The following is a 21093-nucleotide window of genomic DNA, read 5'->3' on the forward strand; positions in this document are numbered from 1 at the left end:
GCTTAAATTTAAATTCAAGGTAATGAAAAAAATAGGCTGGGTCTTACTTTTGATTTCTTGCAATATTTTTGCTCAAAAAAGCGAATCCAATTGCGAAACCTTAGCCAAAATACAAAATTTGGTGCTAAAAGAACACGTACAACCCAAACCGATAGACGATAGTTTATCGGTTTTTGTGTTTGATAATATCATCAATGATTTGGACCCCGCCCGAAACATATTCTTTAAAACAGAATACGAAAAACTGTCTACAAAATATCGTTTAGAAATTGATAATCTAATTCAAAAAAAATCTTGTGATTTTATTGATCACATAGAAATTGGGTACATTAATGGGTTAAAAAGGAACAGGGAGGTTTTAGAAAAAATAAAAAAAGACACACTCAATTTCAACCAAATTGATACGGTGCGCTATCACAAAAAACCCGCCCCCATCTATTTAACCGAAAACAATATTGAAAAAGCATGGCATAAAAAAATCAAGTATGAAATTTTGAATGAAATGGTAGCGATAAGTAAGAACATGGATTCGCTACAACAGCATTTCACTTCTTTAGCCCTTGATTTAAAGCAAAAAACAATTGAAAATGAAATTTGTAAAATCAACACACTTTTACAAAAGAAGAACAACATTTCGGAAAAAGTTTTCAATCTTTATTGTACGTATTTCGACCCGCATACCACCTATTTGACTTTTAAAAACAAAACCAATTTTTTATCCTCATTATCCAAAGAACGGCTCTCTTTAGGCTTTGTCATTGCTTTGAATGAAAAAAATGAATTAATCATAGAGGATATCGAAACCAATGGTCCTGCCTACAAAAATGGAAAACTAAAAAAAGGCGATCAAATTGTAGCTATTGCCAATGCAAACGAAGTGCTCAATGTCAATTGTGCTTCAATTGAACAACTCGGAGAACTCATGGTTTCGGACAGCAATACAATCATAACCTTGACCATCAAAAGAAAAGGTATTAAAAACTTCAATGTTACACTCGAAAAAGAAGTGAGTACCGACAAAGACAACAGTGTAATTAGTTTTATTGTAGAAGACAAAATTAAAATTGGTTACATAAAAATACCTAGCTTTTATTCCAATTTCGACAAGGAAAATGGCAGTAGTTGTGCTGAAGATGTTGCTTCAGAAATCATTAAACTTCAAAACGATAACATCGAAGGATTAGTTATAGATCTAATGGACAACGGAGGTGGCTCTATGGAAGAAGCCATAAAACTAGCCGGATTTTTTATTCCAAAAGGCCCTATTTCTATCATCGCCGATCGCCGTCAAAAGCAACAAATCATTCAAAATCCAAACAGTGGCTATACCTACAAAGGACCGATGATATTATTAGTCAACAGCAATAGCGCCTCGGCCAGTGAATTTTTTGCCGCCATCCTACAAGATTATAATAGAGCCATGGTTATTGGTAGCAAAACCTTAGGAAAAGCCACGATGCAAACTATTTTGCCTTTAGACGAAAAACAAGAAGATTTTGTAAAAATAACCATTAATAAATTTTATAGAATAACAGGTAAAAGTCATCAAGCTATGGGTGTCACTCCCGACGTGATGGTGCCCATTCTTTACGAAACATTAGTTAAAAAAGAAAACGAATACCCTAGTGCTTTCCCCAATGATCAGCTCACCGAAAGCATTGACTTTACGCCTTTTGTCAAAAACAAATTGATTCAAACGTTAGCGAATAGAAGCCAAAAAAGAGTGGCGTCCAATTCCTATTTTACCACGGTTGCAACTTTAAACAACGAAATCAATCAAGTGGTAAATCCAACCAAGCTAGTTTTACCAATGCAATTGGAGGCCATCATTGAAGAACAAAACAAAATAGATACACTCTGGAAAAAAATATCCAATTTTAAGGACGAAAGCATGGTTTTGAAGGTAAAAAATTCCAGTTTTAATGAAGCGCTTCTGAATGTATACCCATTAGAAAAACCCATAAAAGCAAACCAAATAAAGGAAATAACAAGCAACCATTACTTAAAAGAGGCCATTGAGATTATTAATGATTATTATGAGTTCAAATAACAAAAATGCCATAAATATCTCTAAAAAGATTCAAAAATCCATTTGGTAAAATAGGGAATAACTGTATTTTTGCAGAACAAAATCGTTTAGAAATGGGAAGAGCATTTGAATTCCGAAAAGGTAGAAAAATGAAAAGATGGTCTGCAATGGCCAAAGCCTTTACTAGAATAGGCAAAGATATTGTAATGGCAGTTAAAGAAGGAGGACCAAATCCTGATGCCAACTCGCGTTTAAGAGCTGTAATACAAAATGCCAAGGCAGCCAATATGCCTAAAGAAAATGTAGAACGCGCCATTAAAAAAGCTACAGAGAAAGATACAGCCAACTATAAAGAAGTACTTTTTGAAGGGTATGCACCCCACGGAATTGCGATCTTAATTGAAACCGCAACAGATAACAATAATAGAACCGTTGCTAATGTTAGAAGTTATTTCAACAAATGCAATGGAACTTTAGGTACTCAAGGTTCTGTTGAATTTATGTTTGACCATACTTGCAACTTCAGAGTGCCTAAAGAAGGAATTGATCCAGAAGAATTAGAATTAGAGTTGATTGATTTTGGAGCTGAAGAAGTTTTTGAAGACGAAGACGGTATCTTAATCTACGCGCCTTTTGGAAGTTTTGGAACGATTCAAAAAGAATTAGAAAATAGAGGGTTAGACATCTTATCCTCTGGTTTTGAAAGAATCCCACAAATCACTAAAAAGCTAACCGAAGATCAAATTGCTGACGTTGAAAAATTAATTGAAAAATTAGAAGAAGACGACGACGTGATGAACGTGTATCACACGATGGAAGAATAAAAAAATAATGAATATAAAAAAAACGCCAATTTTGAATTGGCGTTTTTTTCTTGTACTATACCGTACTTTTATTTTATAAATTCGATTTTCTGAACTTCTTCTTCGTTTACACTATCAAAAAATCCTTGATCGTTCATCCATTCATCACTAAACACTTTACTCATATAGCGTGATCCGTGATCGGGAAAAATAGCAACCACATTGCTATTTTCATCAAACTCTCCTTCTTCTGCATATTGTTTGATGGCCTGCATCACCGCTCCCGAAGTATAGCCTACAAATAAACCTTCTTTTCGGGCCAATTCTCTGGTAGAATGAGCACTTTCTTCATCAGTTACTTTTACAAACTTATCAATAACATCAAAATCAGTAGCTGTTGGAATCAAATTTTTACCCAAACCTTCAATACGATACGGATATATTTCTGCCACATCAAACTCTTTGGTTTCATGATACTTTTTCAAAACCGATCCAAAAGCATCTACTCCCAAAATTTTAATATTAGGGTTTTGTTCCTTTAAATATTTTGCAGTACCCGAGATAGTCCCACCCGTACCACTACAGGCTACAAGATGAGTAATTTTACCTTTGGTCTGATTCCAAATTTCAGGTCCCGTAGAATAATAATGCGCATCTACGTTTAATTGATTAAAATATTGATTGATATAGATGGAACCTTTGGTTTCTTCGTGTAATCTTTTGGCAACGCTATAATACGAACGTTCATCATCTGCAGAAACATGAGCAGGACACACATATACTTTTGCCCCCAAACTACGTAACATATCAATTTTATCTTTTGATGATTTGGAACTAACCGCTAGAATACAATTGTATCCTTTTATGATACTTACCATTGCCAAGCTGAATCCAGTATTTCCAGATGTAGTTTCGATAATGGTATCTCCAGGTGATAGAATTCCTTTCTTTTCGGCTTCTTCTAGGATATACAACGCGATTCTGTCTTTTGAGGAATGTCCAGGATTGAAGGCTTCAATTTTTGCATAAAAACTTCCAGCTAATTCCTGAGTGATTTTATTAAGTTTAATAAGAGGGGTATTCCCTATTAACTCAAGTATATTATTATAAGCGTTTATTTCTTCTCTCATAAAAAAATATTTAATCCAAGCATTTTATAAATAACCCAGATACGGTGCAAAATTAACAAAAAAAAAATCAATTACTTTTTAATATTTTCTAAATCTAATAAAAAACTGAATTCTCTAGCTAATTCTTTCAAAGATTCAAATCGACCAGAAGCACCACCATGTCCTGCATCCATATTGGTTACAAGATACAATTGTGAATCATCGGTCTTTAATGTTCTTAGTTTTGCCACCCATTTTGCTGGTTCCCAGTACTGTACTTGTGAGTCGTGCAATCCTGTAGAAACAAAAAGATTGGGGTATTTTTGTTTTTTTACATTATCATATGGCGAATACGACAACATATAATCATAATATTTTTTAGAATTAGGATTACCCCATTCGTCATATTCACCTGTAGTAAGCGGAATAGTATCATCTAACATAGTAGTCACTACATCCACAAAGGGAACTTGAGCAATAACCCCATGATACAATTCGGGCGCTAGGTTTACAACAGCCCCCATAAGTAAACCACCTGCCGACCCGCCTTCGGCATACAAATGCTGAGCAGAAGTGTATTTTTGCTCAATCACAAATTTTGAGCAATCAATAAAATCCGTAAAAGTGTTTTTCTTTTTCAAGAGTTTTCCCTCTTCATACCATTGTCGACCTAAATCTTCTCCCCCACGAACATGAGCAATGGCGTATATGAAACCACGGTCCAACAACGACAATCGGGTAGACGAAAAATAAGGCTCCATCGTATTGCCATAAGACCCATAGGCATACAACAACAATGGGTTTTGTCCATTTTTAACCATCGATTTATGATATACCATGGAAATAGGTATTTTAGTGCCGTCAGTTGCGGTGGCCCATACCCTTTCTTCTATATAATTGGTTTTATCGAACTTCCCTCCTAAAACTTGTTGTTCTTTGAGCACAACTTTTGTTTGGGTCGACATATCAAAATCAATAATAGATGAAGGAGTAGCCATAGATTGATAGCTATAACGCAAAACATCAGTATCAAAATCAATATTGGTAGTGGTGTAGGCATTATAAGTTTCATTATCAAAAGGCAAATAGTACTCGCCCGATCCATTCCATGGCATGATGCGTATGTGATTCAAACCATTCGAACGCTCTTCGACCACCAAGTAATTTTTAAATATCTCAATACCTTCTAGTAAAACATCTTTTCGGTGCGGAATAAGATCTTTCCAATTGCTTTTCCCTGTTGCGTTTTCGGGGCACTTCATCAACTTAAAATTGGTAGCTTTGTCCTTATTGGTCAAAATATAAAAAGAATCACCATAATGCGAAATGCTGTATTCCAATCCTCTAACTCTAGGTTGAAAAATTTTAAAATCACCTAGTGGTTGATCTGCATTCAAAATTCTATATTCAGTAGTAAGAGTACTTCCCGAAGCGATGACAATGTATTTTCTTGATTTTTCCTTGCTTACATACACATTAAAAGTTTCATCTACTTCATCAAAAACCAAAACGTCATTTTTAGTCGATGACCCTAATTGATGACGAAAAACCTTATCAGCTCGAAGCGTAACCGCATCTTGTTGGGTGTAAAAAAGAGTGGCATTATCATTGGCCCAAACGGATCCACCGGTAACATTCTCAATTGTATCCGGAAGCAACTCGCCTGTTTCTAAATTTTTAATTTGAATAGTGTATATTCTGCGCCCCTTTATATCGACACCAAACGATGCTAATGTATTATCGGGACTAATACTAATACCTCCCAATTGAAAATAGGCATGACCTTTTGCCAAAGCATTACAATCAAAAAGTATTTCTTCAGCCGCTGTTAGACTGCCTTTTTTACGAGAATAAATCGGATAATCTTTCCCTTTTTCGTATCGAGTAATATAGTAATAGCCATTGTAAAAATAAGGCACCGACTCGTCGTCTTCCTTAATTCTAGCTTTCATTTCCTCAAAAAGTGATTCCTGAAACGCCTTAGTATGAGCCGTTTTTTGCTGATAATACTCGTTCTCTTGATTCAAATAAGCAATAACTTCAGGGTTTTCTCTCTCGTTTAACCAAAAATAGTTATCAATACGAGTATGACGGTGTTTTACCAATTCTTTGGGAATACATTTAGCTACTGGAGCTTGAATTGTTTCGGCCATTTCTTGTGCTTTTGCATTTGTAATTATAAGTGCAAAAATAAAACAAACGAATTCCAATTGAATGATCTTTATCATGATTTTTCTATTGATTATCAACAAGCAATATAATAAATTTGCAGTTATAAATATATAAAATTGATAAACAATGGATTTAATGGGCATGATGGGTAAATTGAAAGAAACCCAACAAAGAATAGAAGACACTAAGAAACGTTTGGATACAGTATGGATTGACGAAAAAAGCGCGGATAACTTATTAAGCGTTACAGTAACAGCTAATACAGCTATTACTTCTATTAATATCGCCGATGAATTACTTGAAGACAAAGAACAATTGGAAGATTATTTAATTTTGACGCTAAACAAAGCTTTGGCCAGAGCACAACAAATTCACCAATCAGAATTGGATGCCGTGGCAAAGATGGATATGCCTATGATACCCGGAATGGATCAACTTTTCAAATAAATAACTGAAAGGACTAACAAAAAAGGGATTTAAAGTACAATGGCTTTAAATCCCTTCTTTTATGCTGTAAACAAACGAAGTAAGGTATCAATCACATAGGAATGCATGACTTCACGATAATCCAAATGGGTGACTATTCTTAATTTTCCTTTACCTAAGGAACTTATGGCAATGTTTTTTTGTCGAAGCTTTTCGATCAAAAGGGCATCACTAATACTTGGAATCACTTTAAAAATCAAGATATTCGTTTCTACTGGCTCCACAGATTCAACCCACGGTAACCTACTCAACAAAATACCCAATTCTTTTGCTCTTCGATGATCTTCGGTCAATCGCATGATATTATTTTCCAAAGCATAAATACCAGCAGCAGCCAAATAACCTACCTGACGCATCCCTCCACCCAAAATCTTACGCACACGCAAGGCTCTATGTATAGTAGCTTTATCCGATAACAAAACCGAACCTATGGGTGCTCCAAGTCCTTTAGACAAACAAACGGATATAGTATCAAATAACTGACCATAGGCTTTAGGATTTTGACGTTTGGCTACCAAAGCATTCCAAATTCTTGCGCCATCCAAATGAAATTTCAAATTATGCTGATCGCAAACCTGTTTAATTTGTTGTAAGGTTTCCAAATCATAACAAGCCCCTCCTCCTTTGTTGGTAGTATTTTCCACACAAACTAAACTGGTTTTTGGGCTATGATAAAACTCAGGATCATTGATTGCTTCCGCCACTTGGTTTGCGGTAATCATTCCTCGATTGCCATCCAACAAACAACATGACACGCCACTATTAAAGGAAACCCCACCTCCCTCATAATTAAAAACATGAGCATATTTATCGGCAATCAATTGTTCCCCAGGCTGGGTATGCAGTTTAATCGCGGTTTGATTGGCCATAGTCCCCGAAGGAAAAAACAAGCCCGCTTCCATGCCAAACATGGCAGCCACTCGAGCTTCTAATTCAATCACCGTAGGATCTTGTTTATACACATCATCACCTACCACCGCATTGAACATGTATTGCAACATTTCAGCGGAAGGTTTGGTAACGGTATCACTCACTAAATTTATTTCCATAAAGAGCTGTATATCAACCACTATAAGACTTCAGCTTGTACTGTGGTATTTTTTTTATATTTTTGCAAAACAAAATTAATAATAATTTATGACAACTACCGAACAAATTAAAGGTATTGTAGAGCGTCTTGGTGCGCTGAGGAGGTATCTTTGACATAGATGCCAAACTTATCGAAATTACCAATGAAGAGGAAAAGACCTTCGCACCAGATTTTTGGAACAACGCCAAAGAAGCTGAAATAATCATCAAAAATATTCGCAACAAAAAAAAATGGATTGATGATTACAACAAAGCGGCTACTTTGACAGACGAATTACAGTTGGCCTACGATTTCTATAAAGAAGGCGAACTGGAGGTAGAAGAATTAGACCATCAATACGAGTTAGCCCTCAATCACATCGAGGCCATCGAGTTCAAAAACATGCTTTCAGATGAAGGGGATACCCTGAGTGCTGTACTTCAAATTACCGCAGGTGCAGGAGGAACAGAAAGTTGTGATTGGGCCGAAATGCTAATGAGAATGTATATCATGTGGGGTGAAAAATATGGCTACACGATCAAAGAATTAAACTTTCAAAAAGGAGATACGGCCGGGATCAAAACAGTGACATTAGAATTTGAAGGCGATTATTCTTTTGGCTATTTGAAAGGCGAAAATGGTGTACACCGTTTGGTGCGCATCTCTCCCTTTGACAGCAATGCCAAACGACACACCTCATTTGCATCGGTATACGTTTATCCACTTGCTGATGATACCATTCAAATCGAAATTAATCCAGCGGATATTTCTTGGGAAACGATGCGATCTAGCGGCGCGGGAGGACAAAATGTAAATAAAGTAGAAACTGCCGTACGTTTGCGTCACCATCCTACCGGAATTATCATTGAAAATTCCGAAACCCGTTCTCAATTGGACAACAAAACCAAGGCCATGCAATTATTAAAATCACAATTGTATGAAATTGAATTAAAAAAGAAACAAGCCCTACGAGACGAAATTGAATCTAAAAAAATGAAAATTGAATGGGGTTCGCAAATTAGAAATTATGTAATGCATCCCTATAAACTCGTAAAAGATGTTCGTACTGGCTACGAAACTAGCGATGTAGACAGTGTAATGAATGGTAATTTGGATCCTTTTCTCAAGGCCTATCTCATGATGATGGGACAAAAAGAAGAGGAAGACTAAATCACTTTTCATCCCATTGTATTGTGTTGATAGCGGGTATACTATGATGTGTAAAAGCTCCTGTTTTTCCAGCAAAAAACAGAACTAAGTAAGCCGCTAAACACAATGTAAAACATAAGGTTAACCAATTCAATCAAGGACTAAAAACCCTCGTTACAAGTTTGTAACGAGGGTTTTTTTTGAATCTTAACTCTCACCACTAAAGAAAAGTCAAAAGGAACAAAGAAACAGATAAAGTATGTCAGACAATTTTGTAAATTAGCGAAAACTCATTTCACTATCAAACCTATGGACATCAATTTTAATCAAAACGAAGACCACAACAAACTTTTACTTACTCAATTACGAAAAAAGTGGGCCGAAGTCAAATTAGGTGGAGGTATCAAAAGAATTGAAAAACTTCATGCCGAAGGCAAATGGACGGCTCGTGAACGTATAGATTATTTGTTAGATGATCCACAAGTATGTCTAGAGATCGGAGGGTTTGCTGGCGAGAATTGTTATACTGAACACGGAGGCTGTCCATCTGGTGGAGTAATCGTAAAAATAGGTTATGTACAACATAAACTGTGCATTATAGTCGCCAATGATGCCACGGTCAAAGCAGGTGCTTGGTTCCCAATTACGGCCAAGAAAAACCTTAGAGCCCAAGAAATAGCAATGGAAAACCACATTCCTATCATATATTTAGTAGACAGTGCAGGAGTGTATTTGCCCATGCAAGACGAAATTTTTCCAGATAAAGAACATTTTGGAAGAATATTTCGAAACAATGCACAAATGAGCAGTATGGGTATTGTTCAAATAGCTGCAGTGATGGGAAGTTGTGTAGCTGGAGGAGCGTATTTGCCAATTATGAGCGACGAAGCCTTGATTGTTGAAAAAACGGGAAGCATCTTTTTAGCAGGTAGTTATTTGGTCAAAGCAGCCATAGGTGAGGTTATCGATAATGAAACGCTAGGAGGAGCTACAACCCACTGCGAAATTTCGGGTGTGACTGATTACAAAGCAAAAGATGACGCGGATGCCCTTGACAAAATTAAGCGCATCATGAATAAAATAGGCAACAATGAAAATGCTGGATTTAACAAAACCAATCCAGTTCCTCCTCTTTTGGATGAAAAAGAGATTTACGGACTCCTCCCTAAATCGAGACAAGAACCTTATGACATGATGGAAATCATTAAACGATTGGTAGACAATTCGGAATTCGAATCGTACAAAGAAGGTTACGGTCAAACCATCATAACTGGCTATGCACGTATTGAAGGATGGGCTGTAGGTATTGTGGCCAATCAAAGAAAAGTCATCAAAACGAAAAAAGGAGAAATGCAATTAGGTGGTGTCATCTATTCCGATTCAGCCGACAAAGCTACTCGATTTATTGCCAATTGTAACCAAAAGAAAATCCCACTGGTCTTTTTGCAAGATGTAACAGGCTTTATGGTAGGTTCCAAATCAGAACATGGGGGAATAATCAAAGATGGAGCTAAAATGGTAAATGCTGTAGCTAATTCTGTTGTACCAAAATTCACTATCATTGTGGGCAATTCGTACGGTGCTGGAAATTATGCTATGTGTGGCAAAGCGTATGACCCTCGCTTAATTGTAGCTTGGCCAAGTGCTGAACTAGCCGTAATGGGTGGAGCGCAAGCAGCCAAAGTATTGACTCAAATCGAAGCTTCCACTTTAAAGGCAAAAGGTGAAATAGTAAACAGCGAAAAAGAACAAGAATTGTTCGATAAAATTAAAGCCAAGTACGACGAACAAATTTCTCCCTACTATGCCGCTTCCCGCCTATGGACCGACGCAATAATTGACCCACTAGAAACCCGCACATGGATTGCCTTAGGAATTGAAGCGGCCAACCACGCTCCTATCCAAAAACCATTTAATTTAGGAGTTATACAGGTGTAACTAAAAGTGTTAACTTATTGATTTTTAATATTTTAAAACATGTTTAATAATGTATATATTTAATTATCAATCAATTACTTTCATACAGAATCCTATACTTAAACCGTAAACATAATACAAAAAAAGAGCCTGCAAACAAGCAGGCTCCTTATTCGTATAAAACTTGATGTACTATACTGCAATCAAAGCTTTACTTTCTTCTCTCATAATTTTCCCAGTAGCCGTCTCTTGAAACTTAGGTACAAAAAAGACAGCTCTAGGTTTCTCAAATTTATCGAGACCAGCAAAAACATTTTCCTCAATTTCCAAAGGAGCACCTTCGACATACAACACTACTTTTTCTCCCAAATCCTCATCGGCTTGACTAGAAACAAAATAACGTCTTGGAATAAAAGTAGACAATTTCTCTTCCACTCGCTCGGGCAAAATCTTTACCCCACCACTGTTAATTACATTATCAAAACGTCCTAACCATACAAATTCATTCTCAGATAACACTTCAACTATATCATTGGTAACGATAGGTTCGGAGCTGATTTTAGAGGCATGCACCACCAAACAATTATGCTCATTTTCTGAAACAGTTACATTTGGAAGCGTTTTAAACGCTTTTTGACCAACTCTTTTGGCAGCAATATGCGTAATGGTTTCGGTCATTCCATATGTTTCATAAATTTCAATAGGCAATTTTACAAGTTCTTGTTCCAATGATTTATGAATTTTTACACCTCCGATGATGACCTTCTTAATATTTTTTAACTTAGAAAGCGAATTTTTGGCTTGCAAGGGAACCATAGCAGCAAAATCATATTTATCGTCATTATACTCTAAGGGATTAGAATTGGGCTCTACAAAATCCATATCCAAACCTAAGATAAAAGAACGAACAAACATCATTTTACCTGCTACATAGTCAACAGGCAAACAATGTAACACTTTATCTCCAGGAGAAATACCAAAAAAATCTCCCGTAGCCAAGGCCGAATTCACCATAGCTGCTTTTTCAACACGAATCCACTTGGGGGTACCTGTTGTACCAGAAGTTTTCATTTCAATATAGGAGCGATCATCAAACCAATCGATTAAGAAATCGCCTAAGGATTTTTGAAAATCAGCACCTTCTTTAATAAAAGAATAAGCAACCATACACAATTGTTCTCGATCTAAATGAACACCATTAAACTTAAAGAAATTATGAACATTTTTATAAGTGACGTTTTTCATAGGTATTGTATTTAAATATATATTATCAAAAGTTAGTAATTTTTCCAAACAATTTTTCTTTCCAACGGTTCCACTGATACACTTTTACAAATATACTCAAAAGTATTGGGTATAGTAACAAAACGGGCAAGAATACATCTATTCCAAAGCTAGGCTCAGAAACATCTTTTAACAGTGAATGCGTCTGAAAAACAGTCCAATGTGAGGTAACCAAAAGCGCCCCAATTAAATTGTTAGCAGCATGAAAACCAAGTGCCAATTCCATACCTTCATCCATCATAGTAATAACTCCCAAAAACAAGCCGGTCCCTATGTAATAAACCAAGAGTCCATACCCCATTTTGGTCACTTCAGGATTGGCCAAATGCAACAAACCAAACACAATTGATGTGCATAACAATGGAAGCCAACGGTAAGGGGTAAGTGTCGCAATACCTTGTAGTAAATAACCTCGAAAAAGCAATTCTTCGGTAGAAGTTTGAATCGGAATAAACAACACCCCTAGAAGACACAAAACCAAAAAGGGAATCAGCTGAAAATTCCAAACAAAATGAGTTGGATAAAAATACCATTCCAACAACACAAACGCGATACTAATTATAGCCCATAATCCAAAAGAAAACCACACCCTACCCCAATCCAAAGTACTTCGTGAAGTGATAACAGTAAGAAGAGGTTGCATATGCCATACCTTAATAACAAATAACAACACTACAAAGGCAAAAACAAAGGGTAGTAATAAAAAAAACAAAGTAGTATTTTGATCAAAAAAAGACATAATGGCTTCTTGACTTTGAGGATAGATACGATCTTCATGTTGCGAAGACCAATAGACCGCTAACAACATGGGCAACTGCCCTACAAGTGTAGCCATAAAGACCATGATTATTCCAACTAAATAGTTGTAAAAGGGATTTCGAAATAGGATACCTTGTTCTATAAACATATTTTAACAATGAGCAAGACGAATTTGTTTAAAAACTAATCTATTTTTGTCCTCTAAAATACCAAATAAATCACCAATAACACCATAAAAAAATCAAAAAAATGTTACAAATTTTTCATAATAATCGTTGTGGTAAGTCCCGACAATGTTTAGCTCTGCTTGAAGATTCTGGAAAAAGTTTTGAAGTGGTTACTTATCTTTCAACACCACTCCATAAAAGTGAATTACAAACTTTGCTTCAAAAGTTAAAGATACAACCTATTGACTTAGTACGCCAAAAGGAAAAGATATGGATAGATCATTTCAAAGGAAAAAAGTTAAGTGATGATGAAATAATAGATGCAATATTGCAATTTCCAATATTAATGGAACGCCCCATATTAGTAACTGAAAACGAAGCAATTATTGCTCGTGAAGAGGATAAAATCAAATCTTTTATAACACGTATTTAAAATTTTACATTTTTTTTAACATTTAGCCTTGAAACCAATGAGTCATTTGCTAGTCTAAGTGTAAAATCAAATTAACATAATGAACAAAATTACTATTGCCCTAATCACCATTTTGCTTTGCTTCCATAGCAACCTATTTGCTCAAGAATCAAAATCTAAATTTAAAATTACTGGAAAAATTATTGAAAAAAATTCTAAACAACCACTAGAATATGCTACAATAACACTCAAAAACATCAATAATCCCAAACTAATTGCTGGAGGAGTCACAAACAATAAAGGAGAATTCACTGTAGATGCGTTTCCTGGAAATTACAACATCTTGATTGAATTTATTTCATTTAAATCTAAAGAAATTAAAAACAAATCTCTTAACGAAAACATAAACCTAGGTACTATTTCACTTGAGGAAGATGCAGCGCAGCTTGATGAAGTAGTAGTTCGAGCAGAAAAAACTACGGTACAAATAAAATTAGATAAAAAAGTGTACAATGTAGGTTCGGATCTTATCGTAAAAGGAGGAACAGTAAGCGATGTTTTAGACAATATCCCCTCTGTGGCAGTAGATGCCGAAGGGAATGTAAGTCTTAGAGGAAACGAAAACGTTCGTATCTTGATTGACGGTCGCCCTTCTAATGCCATTAACGTTACCGAAGCTTTGCGTCTGATTCCTGCAGATGCCATTGAAAAAGTAGAAGTTGTAACCAACCCATCGGCTCGTTATGATGCTGAAGGAGGTGGTGGATTGTTAAATATCATTCTTAAGAAAGGAAAAAATCAAGGTTTTAACGGTACTTTCATTGCTAACACGGGTTATCCAGACAACCACGGACTTAGTGGAACTTTAAATTACAAAACGAACAAATTCAACCTTTTTACTACACAAGGGTACAGTAATCGCAACAATCCCGGTCAAGGACTGAACAACTCCAAATACTTCAATACCGATGGTTCTGTCAAAAATTACGTGTATGAAAATAGAGAAAACGATCGTTTTAGCAACGCGTACAACGGAACGATTGGATTAGAATGGTACCTGAATAAATCAACGTCATGGACCAACAGTATCAATTACCGAAAAAGTAACGGCAAGAATGAGGATAATGTCTTCCAAGACTTTTACGACAACAATTTCAATTATCTATATACCCGTAATCGTGTAAATAACGAAAAAAGCGACAGCGAAAACTTTGAATATGCGTCCAACTTCATCAAAAACTTCAAGAAAGAAGGACACAAACTTAGCATCGATATTTCTATTTCCAGTAATAAAGACCTGAATTCAGCTTTGATTAGCGATCAAATCTTAAACTCATCACAAGTTAAATTTGATGACACTAAGAATAATCAAGACCAAAAAAGAAACTTATTTGTAGTAGATTATGTGTTGCCTTTAGGAAAAGGCCAACAATTTGAAGCGGGGTATCGAGGCGACTTTACGAATCTCAACACCGATTATGCAGTTCAAACCAGCGGTACATCAGTATCAAATTTCACCAATTTATTGGAGTACAAAGAAAGAGTAAATGCAGTCTATTCTCAATACGGCATTAAAGTCAAAAAACTTTCCATGCTTTTTGGTTTGCGTTACGAAGATTCTAATATTGATATCAATTTTCTAAAAACGAATGATTTCAATACCAAAAAATACGGTAATCTTTTCCCAAGTGCCTTTTTTACCTATGAGTTATCAGAAAGCAGTAGTACTTCTATCAGTTACAGCAAAAGAATTCAAAGACCTAGAGGTCGTTTCTTAAATCCGTTTAATAATTTATCTAGTAATATCAATATTTTTGTAGGAAATCCTGATTTAGATCCTGCATTAACCGATGCCATTGATTTTGGTTACATCAAAAGATGGGAAAAAGTAACACTTAACACCTCTTTATATTTCAACAAAACTAACGATGCCTTTCAATTTGCTCGTCGCGAATCGGGCGACTTTGTCAACGGCGTTCCTTTAGTTATTGCCTCTCCTATCAACTTAGGATCAGAATACAGAAGCGGATTTGAAGTAACCCTAAACTATTCTCCATATAAATGGTGGAAATTAAACAGTAACTTCAACTTTTTTGCTGTACAAACTCGTGGCGATTTTGTGTACACCAACTTTGAAGGAAAAGAAATCACCCAAAACTTCGACTATGACGCCACCTCTTGGTCTGCTAGACTTACGTCAAAAATCACCTTACCTGCCAAAATTGATTGGCAAACCAATTTGTCTTATAATGGTCCTCAAGACAACGCACAAGGGAAAAGATTAGGAATTTTTGCAATGAATTTAGCCTTTAGTAAAGATGTTTTGAAAGACAAAGGAACTATAGCTTTTAACATCAACGATGTGTTCAACTCTAGAAAAATGATGTCAGAGACTCAGTTACCAACAGTAGAATCTTATTCCGAAATGCAATTCAGACAACGCCAATTTACGTTATCATTCACTTACCGTTTCAACAAACCCAAAAACGAAAGGGAAAAACCAAAACGCAACATGAACGAAGGCGAAATGGAATTTCAAGGATAAAAAAAAAAGACTCGTTTCTACGAGTCTTTTTTTTTTTTAAACAACAAATAGAAGCAAAAAAAAGGACTCACTTTGAGTCCTTTTTTATTCTAAAAAATTAGATTATACTAATTCTTCTTGTTCTTGTTCTTGCTTCGCTTTTTTTGCTTTATATGCTTCCCAAGAGGCTCCTCCTACCCAATATGAGATGAAACCTACTAAGAAAAACATCAACCAAAATCCCATAGTTAGGATGGTTAAAAAAAGCAAGAAGCCTAGATACTGTGAAAATTCAAACATGTTTTCCGGAATTTTGAATGTTGCGACAAATATAGCAGGATTATTTATTTAAAACCAACTAATTTTTTGAAAAACTTAACTTTTTTTAAAAAGACAATATAACGATTTCGCACTGAGAAACATAAGAGCAACCTTACCCTAACACACTTTTTTATTTCCCATCTACATAGTTTTGTAAATAACTAAATCGATCGGTTAAACGACCATTTTCGGTCATTTGAGAACGTGCCAAAATCCCGTCTTTATCTCCATTGAAAAAAGCCGGTATTACATGTTGAATAAACATTTGACCAAAACCCTCGCTGGCATCTTTGGGTAACTCACAAGGTAGATTATCAACTGCCATCACCACTATCGCTGCTGGATGAAAAACATCCACTTCTTTCCCTTCGCTTGGCAAATAGCCATAAAATGGGTCGGCTATTGTTGAGGCTCTCAAAGTACATGCAATAGGACCATTTACATCACATGACACATCGGCTACTACTTTTAACTGGCAATCTTTAGCTTGTAGCATAGCTTGGCTTAAAATTTCCGGCGCACCATTGCCGTGAAAATGTCCTGCTATGTAGATATCCGCAACTTTGGTAAAACGTTCAAAATGGGATTCATACTCTTGTGGATGTTGGTAAAAATCAAGATGATCTAACCGTTGTCCATCTTTACGCTGATTATAATCTAAAACATCAATTTGAGTAAAAACAGGCTGTGTGTATTTTTTGTTTAAAAAGTCCTCCACCCCTACTTCTTTGATTTTCATCGCTAGTAAGATTTCTTTGATTCCGCTACCTACTTTACCCGTACCAGTAACTACAATTTTAATAGGAGGAAGTATTTGACGTTTTAATTGATGCACCAAACTTTCCATCCCTTGCAAGGTTTCGGCCTTTGGCATTTTAAAAAGCTCATACTTGACACCAAAAGCTCTAATTGCATTATAGGCCCCCACTATACCGGCATAACGTCCAAATCCAATTAACCTTCTTTGATTGGCATCGACTATGGTTTCGTGGTCAAACAAACTAATGTTTTTATCAAGTATTGCTTGTAATAATTTGCGATTATAGGGCTGCTTTTTTATGGTATGCGAAAAGAAAAAGTACTTTTTATTTGGAATTAGTGCATCCACTGGTATTTCTTTCACCCCAAAAAGCACCTCACAATCCGAAAGATCGGTAGTAACTTCTATTCCCAGTTTCCTGTAGTCATCATCTGAAAAAACACGTATGTCAGAAGGTTCAACTTTGAAAGTAACCGCTGGAAATTGCTGTTGAATCGTAATTAGGGCTTCAGGCGAAAAAACTACCCTGCGATCCGGTGGATTTTTACGCTCTTTTAGTATTCCAAATTTCATTGTAGAGTTTTTGATTAAAATTATTATTTAACTTTAGTTAGGTTATTTGTTACAAATATAACAATATATCCGAATCACGAATTAATTTTTTAATAGTAACAAAAAAAATATAGGCAATATTAGTCTATTTCCTATCAAATTTCAAAGATGTTAAATACAATTTTAACGCCATTTGACAGTTATTTTTTAGCTAAAATCAGAAGGGAAAATCAATCGTTTATATATATTTGCGCTTTTTAATTTTTGACAATGACCACACATTACAAATCATATATACTCTCACTTTTTTCTTCTATTTTGGTATTTTCTTCTTGCAAAAAAGAAGAAAAAAAAATAGAATTAACAGACGCACAATTACCCAAAAACGTATTGCCTATTGTAAAACCCGCTACAAAAGACAGTACGTTACTAAGTGCCCCTTATCTTAACGATAAGAAACAGAAAATTGAGGCTTTTTACCAAAAAAACTGGCCCAACGAAACCATGAATGGTAGTCTGTTAGTGGCTCAAAATGGACAAATCATCTATGAAAAATATAATGGTTACACCCATCTAAGAGACGAGGAAAAAATAACTGCAGATACCCCTTTGCATATAGCTTCTGTAAGTAAAGTATTGACTGCAACAGTGGTTTTAAAATTAGTCAATGCCAAGCGATTGGATTTGGATCAAAAAGTCAATACCATTTTAAAAACCTTTCCATATCCCGATGTTACTGTTAGAATGCTACTAAATCATCGAAGTGGCATGCGTAATTACGCTTATTTTACAGACCGAAAACACAACATTTGGGACCGTAAAAAAACGCTGACCAACCAAGATGTTTTAGACTTAATGGCTACTAAAGATGTCGGTTTAGAATCCAGAACAGGAACCCGTTTTGCGTATTGCAATACCAATTATGCTATGTTAGCCTTAATTATAGAAAAAATCACCAAACTTTCCTATATTGAAGCTATGGACAAAATGCTGTTCAAGCCCCTTGGCATGACACACACCTTTGTTTGCGATATAAAGAAAGACAAGAAAAGAATTGTTCCTTCCTATAAAGCTAACAAAGTGGAAATTGGAATTGATTATTTGGATGGCGTGTATGGCGACAAAAACATTTATTCTACACCAAGAGACTTGCTAAAATTTGATTTGGCACGCAATGCTCCGAACTTTTTGGAACCTGAACTTTGGAAACAAGTATTTACCCCTTACAGCAACGAGCGTAAAGGTACCAAAAATTACGGTCTCGGCATCCGCATGATCAATTGGGAAACCGGTCAAAACTTCTATTTTCACAATGGGTGGTGGCACGGCAACACCTCGTCATATATTACATTACCAAAAGAGAAAGTAGTAATTATTGCGCTTTCCAACAAAATGACCCGAAGTACCTATGCGGTTCGAAAATTAGCCAAATTATTTGGCGATTATCCTTTCAAATTAGAGGACGAAGAATAGCCCTGCTTTTTTTTAATAAAACGGCATAATAATTGAGAAGATAAACAACAAAAAAGTATATTTGCACACGCATAAATATGGGGTCGACTGGTTTTGACAGCAAGTCGAATTGAAAAGTAAGCACGTCGAGCATTGAGACCTTGCTCGTGAATATAAGATCTCACACTTTTAAACGGCGAAAATAACTACGCTCTAGCTGCTTAATCCGAATTATAGTAAGATTGCGCCACGTTCCTACAAGGTAGGAAAGCTGGATTCTCCTTGAAAGCCTTGGTTTGTGGCGGTCAGTACAGGGGAACCGTAAAAATAAACCTAGATTACCATGAGCTTCGGGTGGTAGTCGAAAGTAAGAAGATAAGTTGCATGTGGCGGTTTCTGGCCTAGCCTGCAATCGAAAACCCAAGCAGAAACTAAACGTGTAGAAAGCCTTTTAGTTGCTTGTTTGGACCCGAGTTCGATTCTCGGCGACTCCACTTTTACTTTTTCAAAAAAGTACAAAAGCCTGTAAATCTTACGATTTACAGGCTTTTTTGTTTTTCATTTGGCTGAAATCACACAGCATTAGGTATAGACTTTGAGTTGAAAAACTTAAACTAAACCTCATTCAACATCCTTGAGTTGGAACGTTTATGCTACCACAAACTATCGATATTAATTGAGAAAAATATTTATTATCATATATTTTGATTTTAAATAAAATTAATATTACATTTATAAAACCTTTGTTTTTTAATAAAACATAATCTATTAACCAAAATCACTTTAAATTATGAAAAAATACCACATGATTACAAGTTTTCTTCTAACAGTTTCATTCATTTCTTGTACTCCAGAGAGTCCAACTGAAAAATTAGAAACAACAACTATAGAAAAAACCACCAAAAGCCTTACGGCTCGTTCTACTTTTACTGCCGCAATTGCTGCTACCGATTGGACAGCAGGTACTTTATCTACACCAATTGTAGCCTTAAACAACTTGAAACCCTTAGGTGGAGCCTTAGCCGGTAATCCCGTTTGGAAAAGCAACAATCCCGAAGTGTTTTATGGTGATGGATGGTTAATGCAAAATGCTCGAGTGGACGCAACTCGTGGTGGGTCTTCCAATCCAATTGCTGGTACTTTTGGTGTGTATCTTTTTCATATTAACCGATCTAATGCTACTAAATACCTGCATGTGTTAGTTTCTAACCCACAAACAACCGCTGTAACCATTTCAGGCAAAGGATCTACCTATACCAATGCCGAAAAACCTCTGAATGGTATTGGGACCGGACAAAGTTATTTTGTTTCCAAAGATCAATTACAAAACACGCCGAGAACTACTTTTAACAACATCACAATCAACCCAAGCAAAGTATATGAAGTATACAAAACTCAATTACTTCATAGCAATATGGTCGATGGTGCTTATGAAATCACTGCATCGCAAGGGGTATACGTGTACACTATTATCACTTCTACTGGCAATTTAGCTGATGCTATTGCTTTAACACAAACACCTGCATCGGGTGATGTCTATACCGAAGGAACAAACAGTTACGGAAGAGAAGCAGGGATATATAGTGCTTCGGGATGGGCAGGAACAACCCCTATAACTTTAGCATCAGGTCCGGCTTATTTAGGTCTTTGTTTGAATACAAGTAGCAAATTCGCCGTAAATGGGGTGTATTTACAAAATCAAAATGCTCCCGCTCTGTACACACTTGCTAATGTGGCACAAAACACATATGGGAATTATAGTCATAAATACAGCATTACGCTACAATTAACCAACCCTAACGCAACTGCCAAAAGTGTATCCTTATCTTTTGCCTCCAATTTTACCGCAACCACCAACTCGCCTTCTTTTACTTACAATGGGCCGATTACTTTAAATGGCACTTTAAAAAACATTTACACCACACCCACCCAACCCAAACAAACATTGGCCACTTGGAACATTCCAGCCAATTCGCTATTTAATGCAACACTAACTTTTTATGTACCTGGATTAATTACTACCGGACAGCAGTTAATTCTAGAGCAAAACAATTAAACAATATTTATCTTCAATAACATAAAAAGCCTAATCATTTAGGCTTTTTTATTACTCTCGAAATTTGTAGTA

The 21093-nt window shown here is 35.9% G+C and carries 16 protein-coding genes and 1 other RNA gene; 10 read left to right on the top strand and 7 right to left on the bottom strand.

Features of this window, described 5'->3' with window-relative positions; genetic code table 11:
* Nucleotides 1-22: 22 nt before the first annotated feature.
* Complete coding sequence (locus ACZIX2_RS10580) at nt 23-2050, top strand: carboxy terminal-processing peptidase (RefSeq protein ID WP_463340056.1); 2028 nt, start codon at nt 23-25, stop codon at nt 2048-2050.
* 92 nt (nt 2051-2142) lie between these two features.
* Complete coding sequence (locus tag ACZIX2_RS10585) at nt 2143-2853, top strand: YebC/PmpR family DNA-binding transcriptional regulator (protein WP_463340057.1); 711 nt, start codon at nt 2143-2145, stop codon at nt 2851-2853.
* Nucleotides 2854-2921: 68 nt separating this feature from the next.
* Here the strand turns inward: ACZIX2_RS10585 and ACZIX2_RS10590 are convergent, their stop codons facing one another.
* Both ACZIX2_RS10590 and ACZIX2_RS10595 read right to left on the bottom strand, forming a co-directional pair.
* Nucleotides 2922-3962, bottom strand: coding sequence for a PLP-dependent cysteine synthase family protein (locus ACZIX2_RS10590; protein WP_463340058.1), 1041 nt, complete (start codon nt 3960-3962; stop codon nt 2922-2924).
* 71 nt (nt 3963-4033) lie between these two features.
* Entirely contained in the window at nt 4034-6094 is a 2061-nt protein-coding gene (locus tag ACZIX2_RS10595) for a S9 family peptidase (protein ID WP_463340077.1), read from the bottom strand.
* A 145-nt stretch (nt 6095-6239) separates the two neighbouring features.
* Between ACZIX2_RS10595 and ACZIX2_RS10600 the strand changes: the two genes are divergently transcribed.
* Nucleotides 6240-6560, top strand: coding sequence for a YbaB/EbfC family nucleoid-associated protein (locus tag ACZIX2_RS10600; RefSeq protein ID WP_463340059.1), 321 nt, complete (start codon nt 6240-6242; stop codon nt 6558-6560).
* Between the two features lie 59 nt (nt 6561-6619).
* Here ACZIX2_RS10600 and ACZIX2_RS10605 read toward each other — a convergent pair whose 3' ends face one another.
* Nucleotides 6620-7648, bottom strand: a complete 1029-nt coding sequence (locus ACZIX2_RS10605; RefSeq protein ID WP_463340060.1) for a threonine aldolase family protein — start codon at nt 7646-7648, stop codon at nt 6620-6622.
* Nucleotides 7649-7736: 88 nt separating this feature from the next.
* Between ACZIX2_RS10605 and prfB the strand changes: the two genes are divergently transcribed.
* Both prfB and ACZIX2_RS10615 read left to right on the top strand, forming a co-directional pair.
* Nucleotides 7737-8838 (top strand): peptide chain release factor 2 gene (gene prfB, locus ACZIX2_RS10610; RefSeq protein WP_463340061.1). Its coding sequence is split into 2 segments (ribosomal slippage): nt 7737-7796 and nt 7798-8838, totalling 1101 coding nucleotides; the frame shifts between segments, so codons are not numbered across the junction.
* Nucleotides 8839-9126: 288 nt separating this feature from the next.
* Nucleotides 9127-10755, top strand: a complete 1629-nt coding sequence (locus ACZIX2_RS10615; RefSeq protein ID WP_463340062.1) for an acyl-CoA carboxylase subunit beta — start codon at nt 9127-9129, stop codon at nt 10753-10755.
* Nucleotides 10756-10926: 171 nt separating this feature from the next.
* Here the strand turns inward: ACZIX2_RS10615 and ACZIX2_RS10620 are convergent, their stop codons facing one another.
* Both ACZIX2_RS10620 and ACZIX2_RS10625 read right to left on the bottom strand, forming a co-directional pair.
* A complete protein-coding gene (locus ACZIX2_RS10620) occupies nt 10927-11979 on the bottom strand; it encodes an AMP-binding protein (protein WP_463340063.1) in 1053 nt (350 codons plus the stop codon).
* 25 nt (nt 11980-12004) lie between these two features.
* Nucleotides 12005-12853 carry a lysostaphin resistance A-like protein gene (locus ACZIX2_RS10625; RefSeq protein WP_463340064.1) on the bottom strand — a complete coding sequence of 283 codons (849 nt, stop codon included), beginning with the start codon at nt 12851-12853 and terminating at the stop codon, nt 12005-12007.
* Between the two features lie 173 nt (nt 12854-13026).
* Between ACZIX2_RS10625 and arsC the strand changes: the two genes are divergently transcribed.
* Nucleotides 13027-13377 carry an arsenate reductase (glutaredoxin) gene (arsC, locus tag ACZIX2_RS10630; RefSeq protein WP_463340065.1) on the top strand — a complete coding sequence of 117 codons (351 nt, stop codon included), beginning with the start codon at nt 13027-13029 and terminating at the stop codon, nt 13375-13377.
* Nucleotides 13378-13456: 79 nt separating this feature from the next.
* The gene (locus ACZIX2_RS10635) at nt 13457-15901 is read left to right on the top strand and encodes a TonB-dependent receptor (protein WP_463340066.1); all 2445 of its coding nucleotides are present in this window, start codon (nt 13457-13459) and stop codon (nt 15899-15901) included.
* A 102-nt stretch (nt 15902-16003) separates the two neighbouring features.
* On the opposite strand, the gene ACZIX2_RS10640 is transcribed toward ACZIX2_RS10635, so the two are convergent.
* Both ACZIX2_RS10640 and ACZIX2_RS10645 read right to left on the bottom strand, forming a co-directional pair.
* Nucleotides 16004-16180 (bottom strand): hypothetical protein, encoded by a 177-nt coding sequence (locus ACZIX2_RS10640; protein WP_463340067.1) that lies wholly within the window; start codon nt 16178-16180, stop codon nt 16004-16006.
* 151 nt (nt 16181-16331) lie between these two features.
* Complete coding sequence (locus tag ACZIX2_RS10645; protein ID WP_463340068.1) at nt 16332-17534, bottom strand: NAD(P)-dependent oxidoreductase; 1203 nt, start codon at nt 17532-17534, stop codon at nt 16332-16334.
* 249 nt (nt 17535-17783) lie between these two features.
* On the opposite strand from ACZIX2_RS10645, the gene ACZIX2_RS10650 reads away from it, so the two are divergent.
* The 3 genes from ACZIX2_RS10650 (at nt 17784) to ACZIX2_RS10660 (ending at nt 21021) form a co-directional block, all read left to right on the top strand.
* Complete coding sequence (locus tag ACZIX2_RS10650) at nt 17784-18986, top strand: serine hydrolase domain-containing protein (RefSeq protein WP_463340069.1); 1203 nt, start codon at nt 17784-17786, stop codon at nt 18984-18986.
* A 79-nt stretch (nt 18987-19065) separates the two neighbouring features.
* Nucleotides 19066-19462, top strand: a transfer-messenger RNA (tmRNA) gene (ssrA, locus tag ACZIX2_RS10655).
* A gap of 293 nt (nt 19463-19755) precedes the next feature.
* The gene (locus ACZIX2_RS10660) at nt 19756-21021 is read left to right on the top strand and encodes a DUF3370 family protein (RefSeq protein ID WP_463340070.1); all 1266 of its coding nucleotides are present in this window, start codon (nt 19756-19758) and stop codon (nt 21019-21021) included.
* Nucleotides 21022-21093 lie beyond the last annotated feature (72 nt).

The organism is Flavobacterium riviphilum, from assembly GCF_055231795.1.

Coding starts and splice junctions, on each gene's coding strand:
- ACZIX2_RS10580 (WP_463340056.1), top strand. CDS start 23: ATGAAAAAAATAGGCTGGGTCTTACTTTTGATTTCTTGCAATATTTTT.
- ACZIX2_RS10585 (WP_463340057.1), top strand. CDS start 2,143: ATGGGAAGAGCATTTGAATTCCGAAAAGGTAGAAAAATGAAAAGATGG.
- ACZIX2_RS10590 (WP_463340058.1), bottom strand. CDS start 3,962: ATGAGAGAAGAAATAAACGCTTATAATAATATACTTGAGTTAATAGGG.
- ACZIX2_RS10595 (WP_463340077.1), bottom strand. CDS start 6,094: ATGGCCGAAACAATTCAAGCTCCAGTAGCTAAATGTATTCCCAAAGAA.
- ACZIX2_RS10600 (WP_463340059.1), top strand. CDS start 6,240: ATGGATTTAATGGGCATGATGGGTAAATTGAAAGAAACCCAACAAAGA.
- ACZIX2_RS10605 (WP_463340060.1), bottom strand. CDS start 7,648: ATGGAAATAAATTTAGTGAGTGATACCGTTACCAAACCTTCCGCTGAA.
- ACZIX2_RS10615 (WP_463340062.1), top strand. CDS start 9,127: ATGGACATCAATTTTAATCAAAACGAAGACCACAACAAACTTTTACTT.
- ACZIX2_RS10620 (WP_463340063.1), bottom strand. CDS start 11,979: ATGAAAAACGTCACTTATAAAAATGTTCATAATTTCTTTAAGTTTAAT.
- ACZIX2_RS10625 (WP_463340064.1), bottom strand. CDS start 12,853: ATGGCTACACTTGTAGGGCAGTTGCCCATGTTGTTAGCGGTCTATTGG.
- arsC (WP_463340065.1), top strand. CDS start 13,027: ATGTTACAAATTTTTCATAATAATCGTTGTGGTAAGTCCCGACAATGT.
- ACZIX2_RS10635 (WP_463340066.1), top strand. CDS start 13,457: ATGAACAAAATTACTATTGCCCTAATCACCATTTTGCTTTGCTTCCAT.
- ACZIX2_RS10640 (WP_463340067.1), bottom strand. CDS start 16,180: ATGTTTGAATTTTCACAGTATCTAGGCTTCTTGCTTTTTTTAACCATC.
- ACZIX2_RS10645 (WP_463340068.1), bottom strand. CDS start 17,534: ATGAAATTTGGAATACTAAAAGAGCGTAAAAATCCACCGGATCGCAGG.
- ACZIX2_RS10650 (WP_463340069.1), top strand. CDS start 17,784: ATGACCACACATTACAAATCATATATACTCTCACTTTTTTCTTCTATT.
- ACZIX2_RS10660 (WP_463340070.1), top strand. CDS start 19,756: ATGAAAAAATACCACATGATTACAAGTTTTCTTCTAACAGTTTCATTC.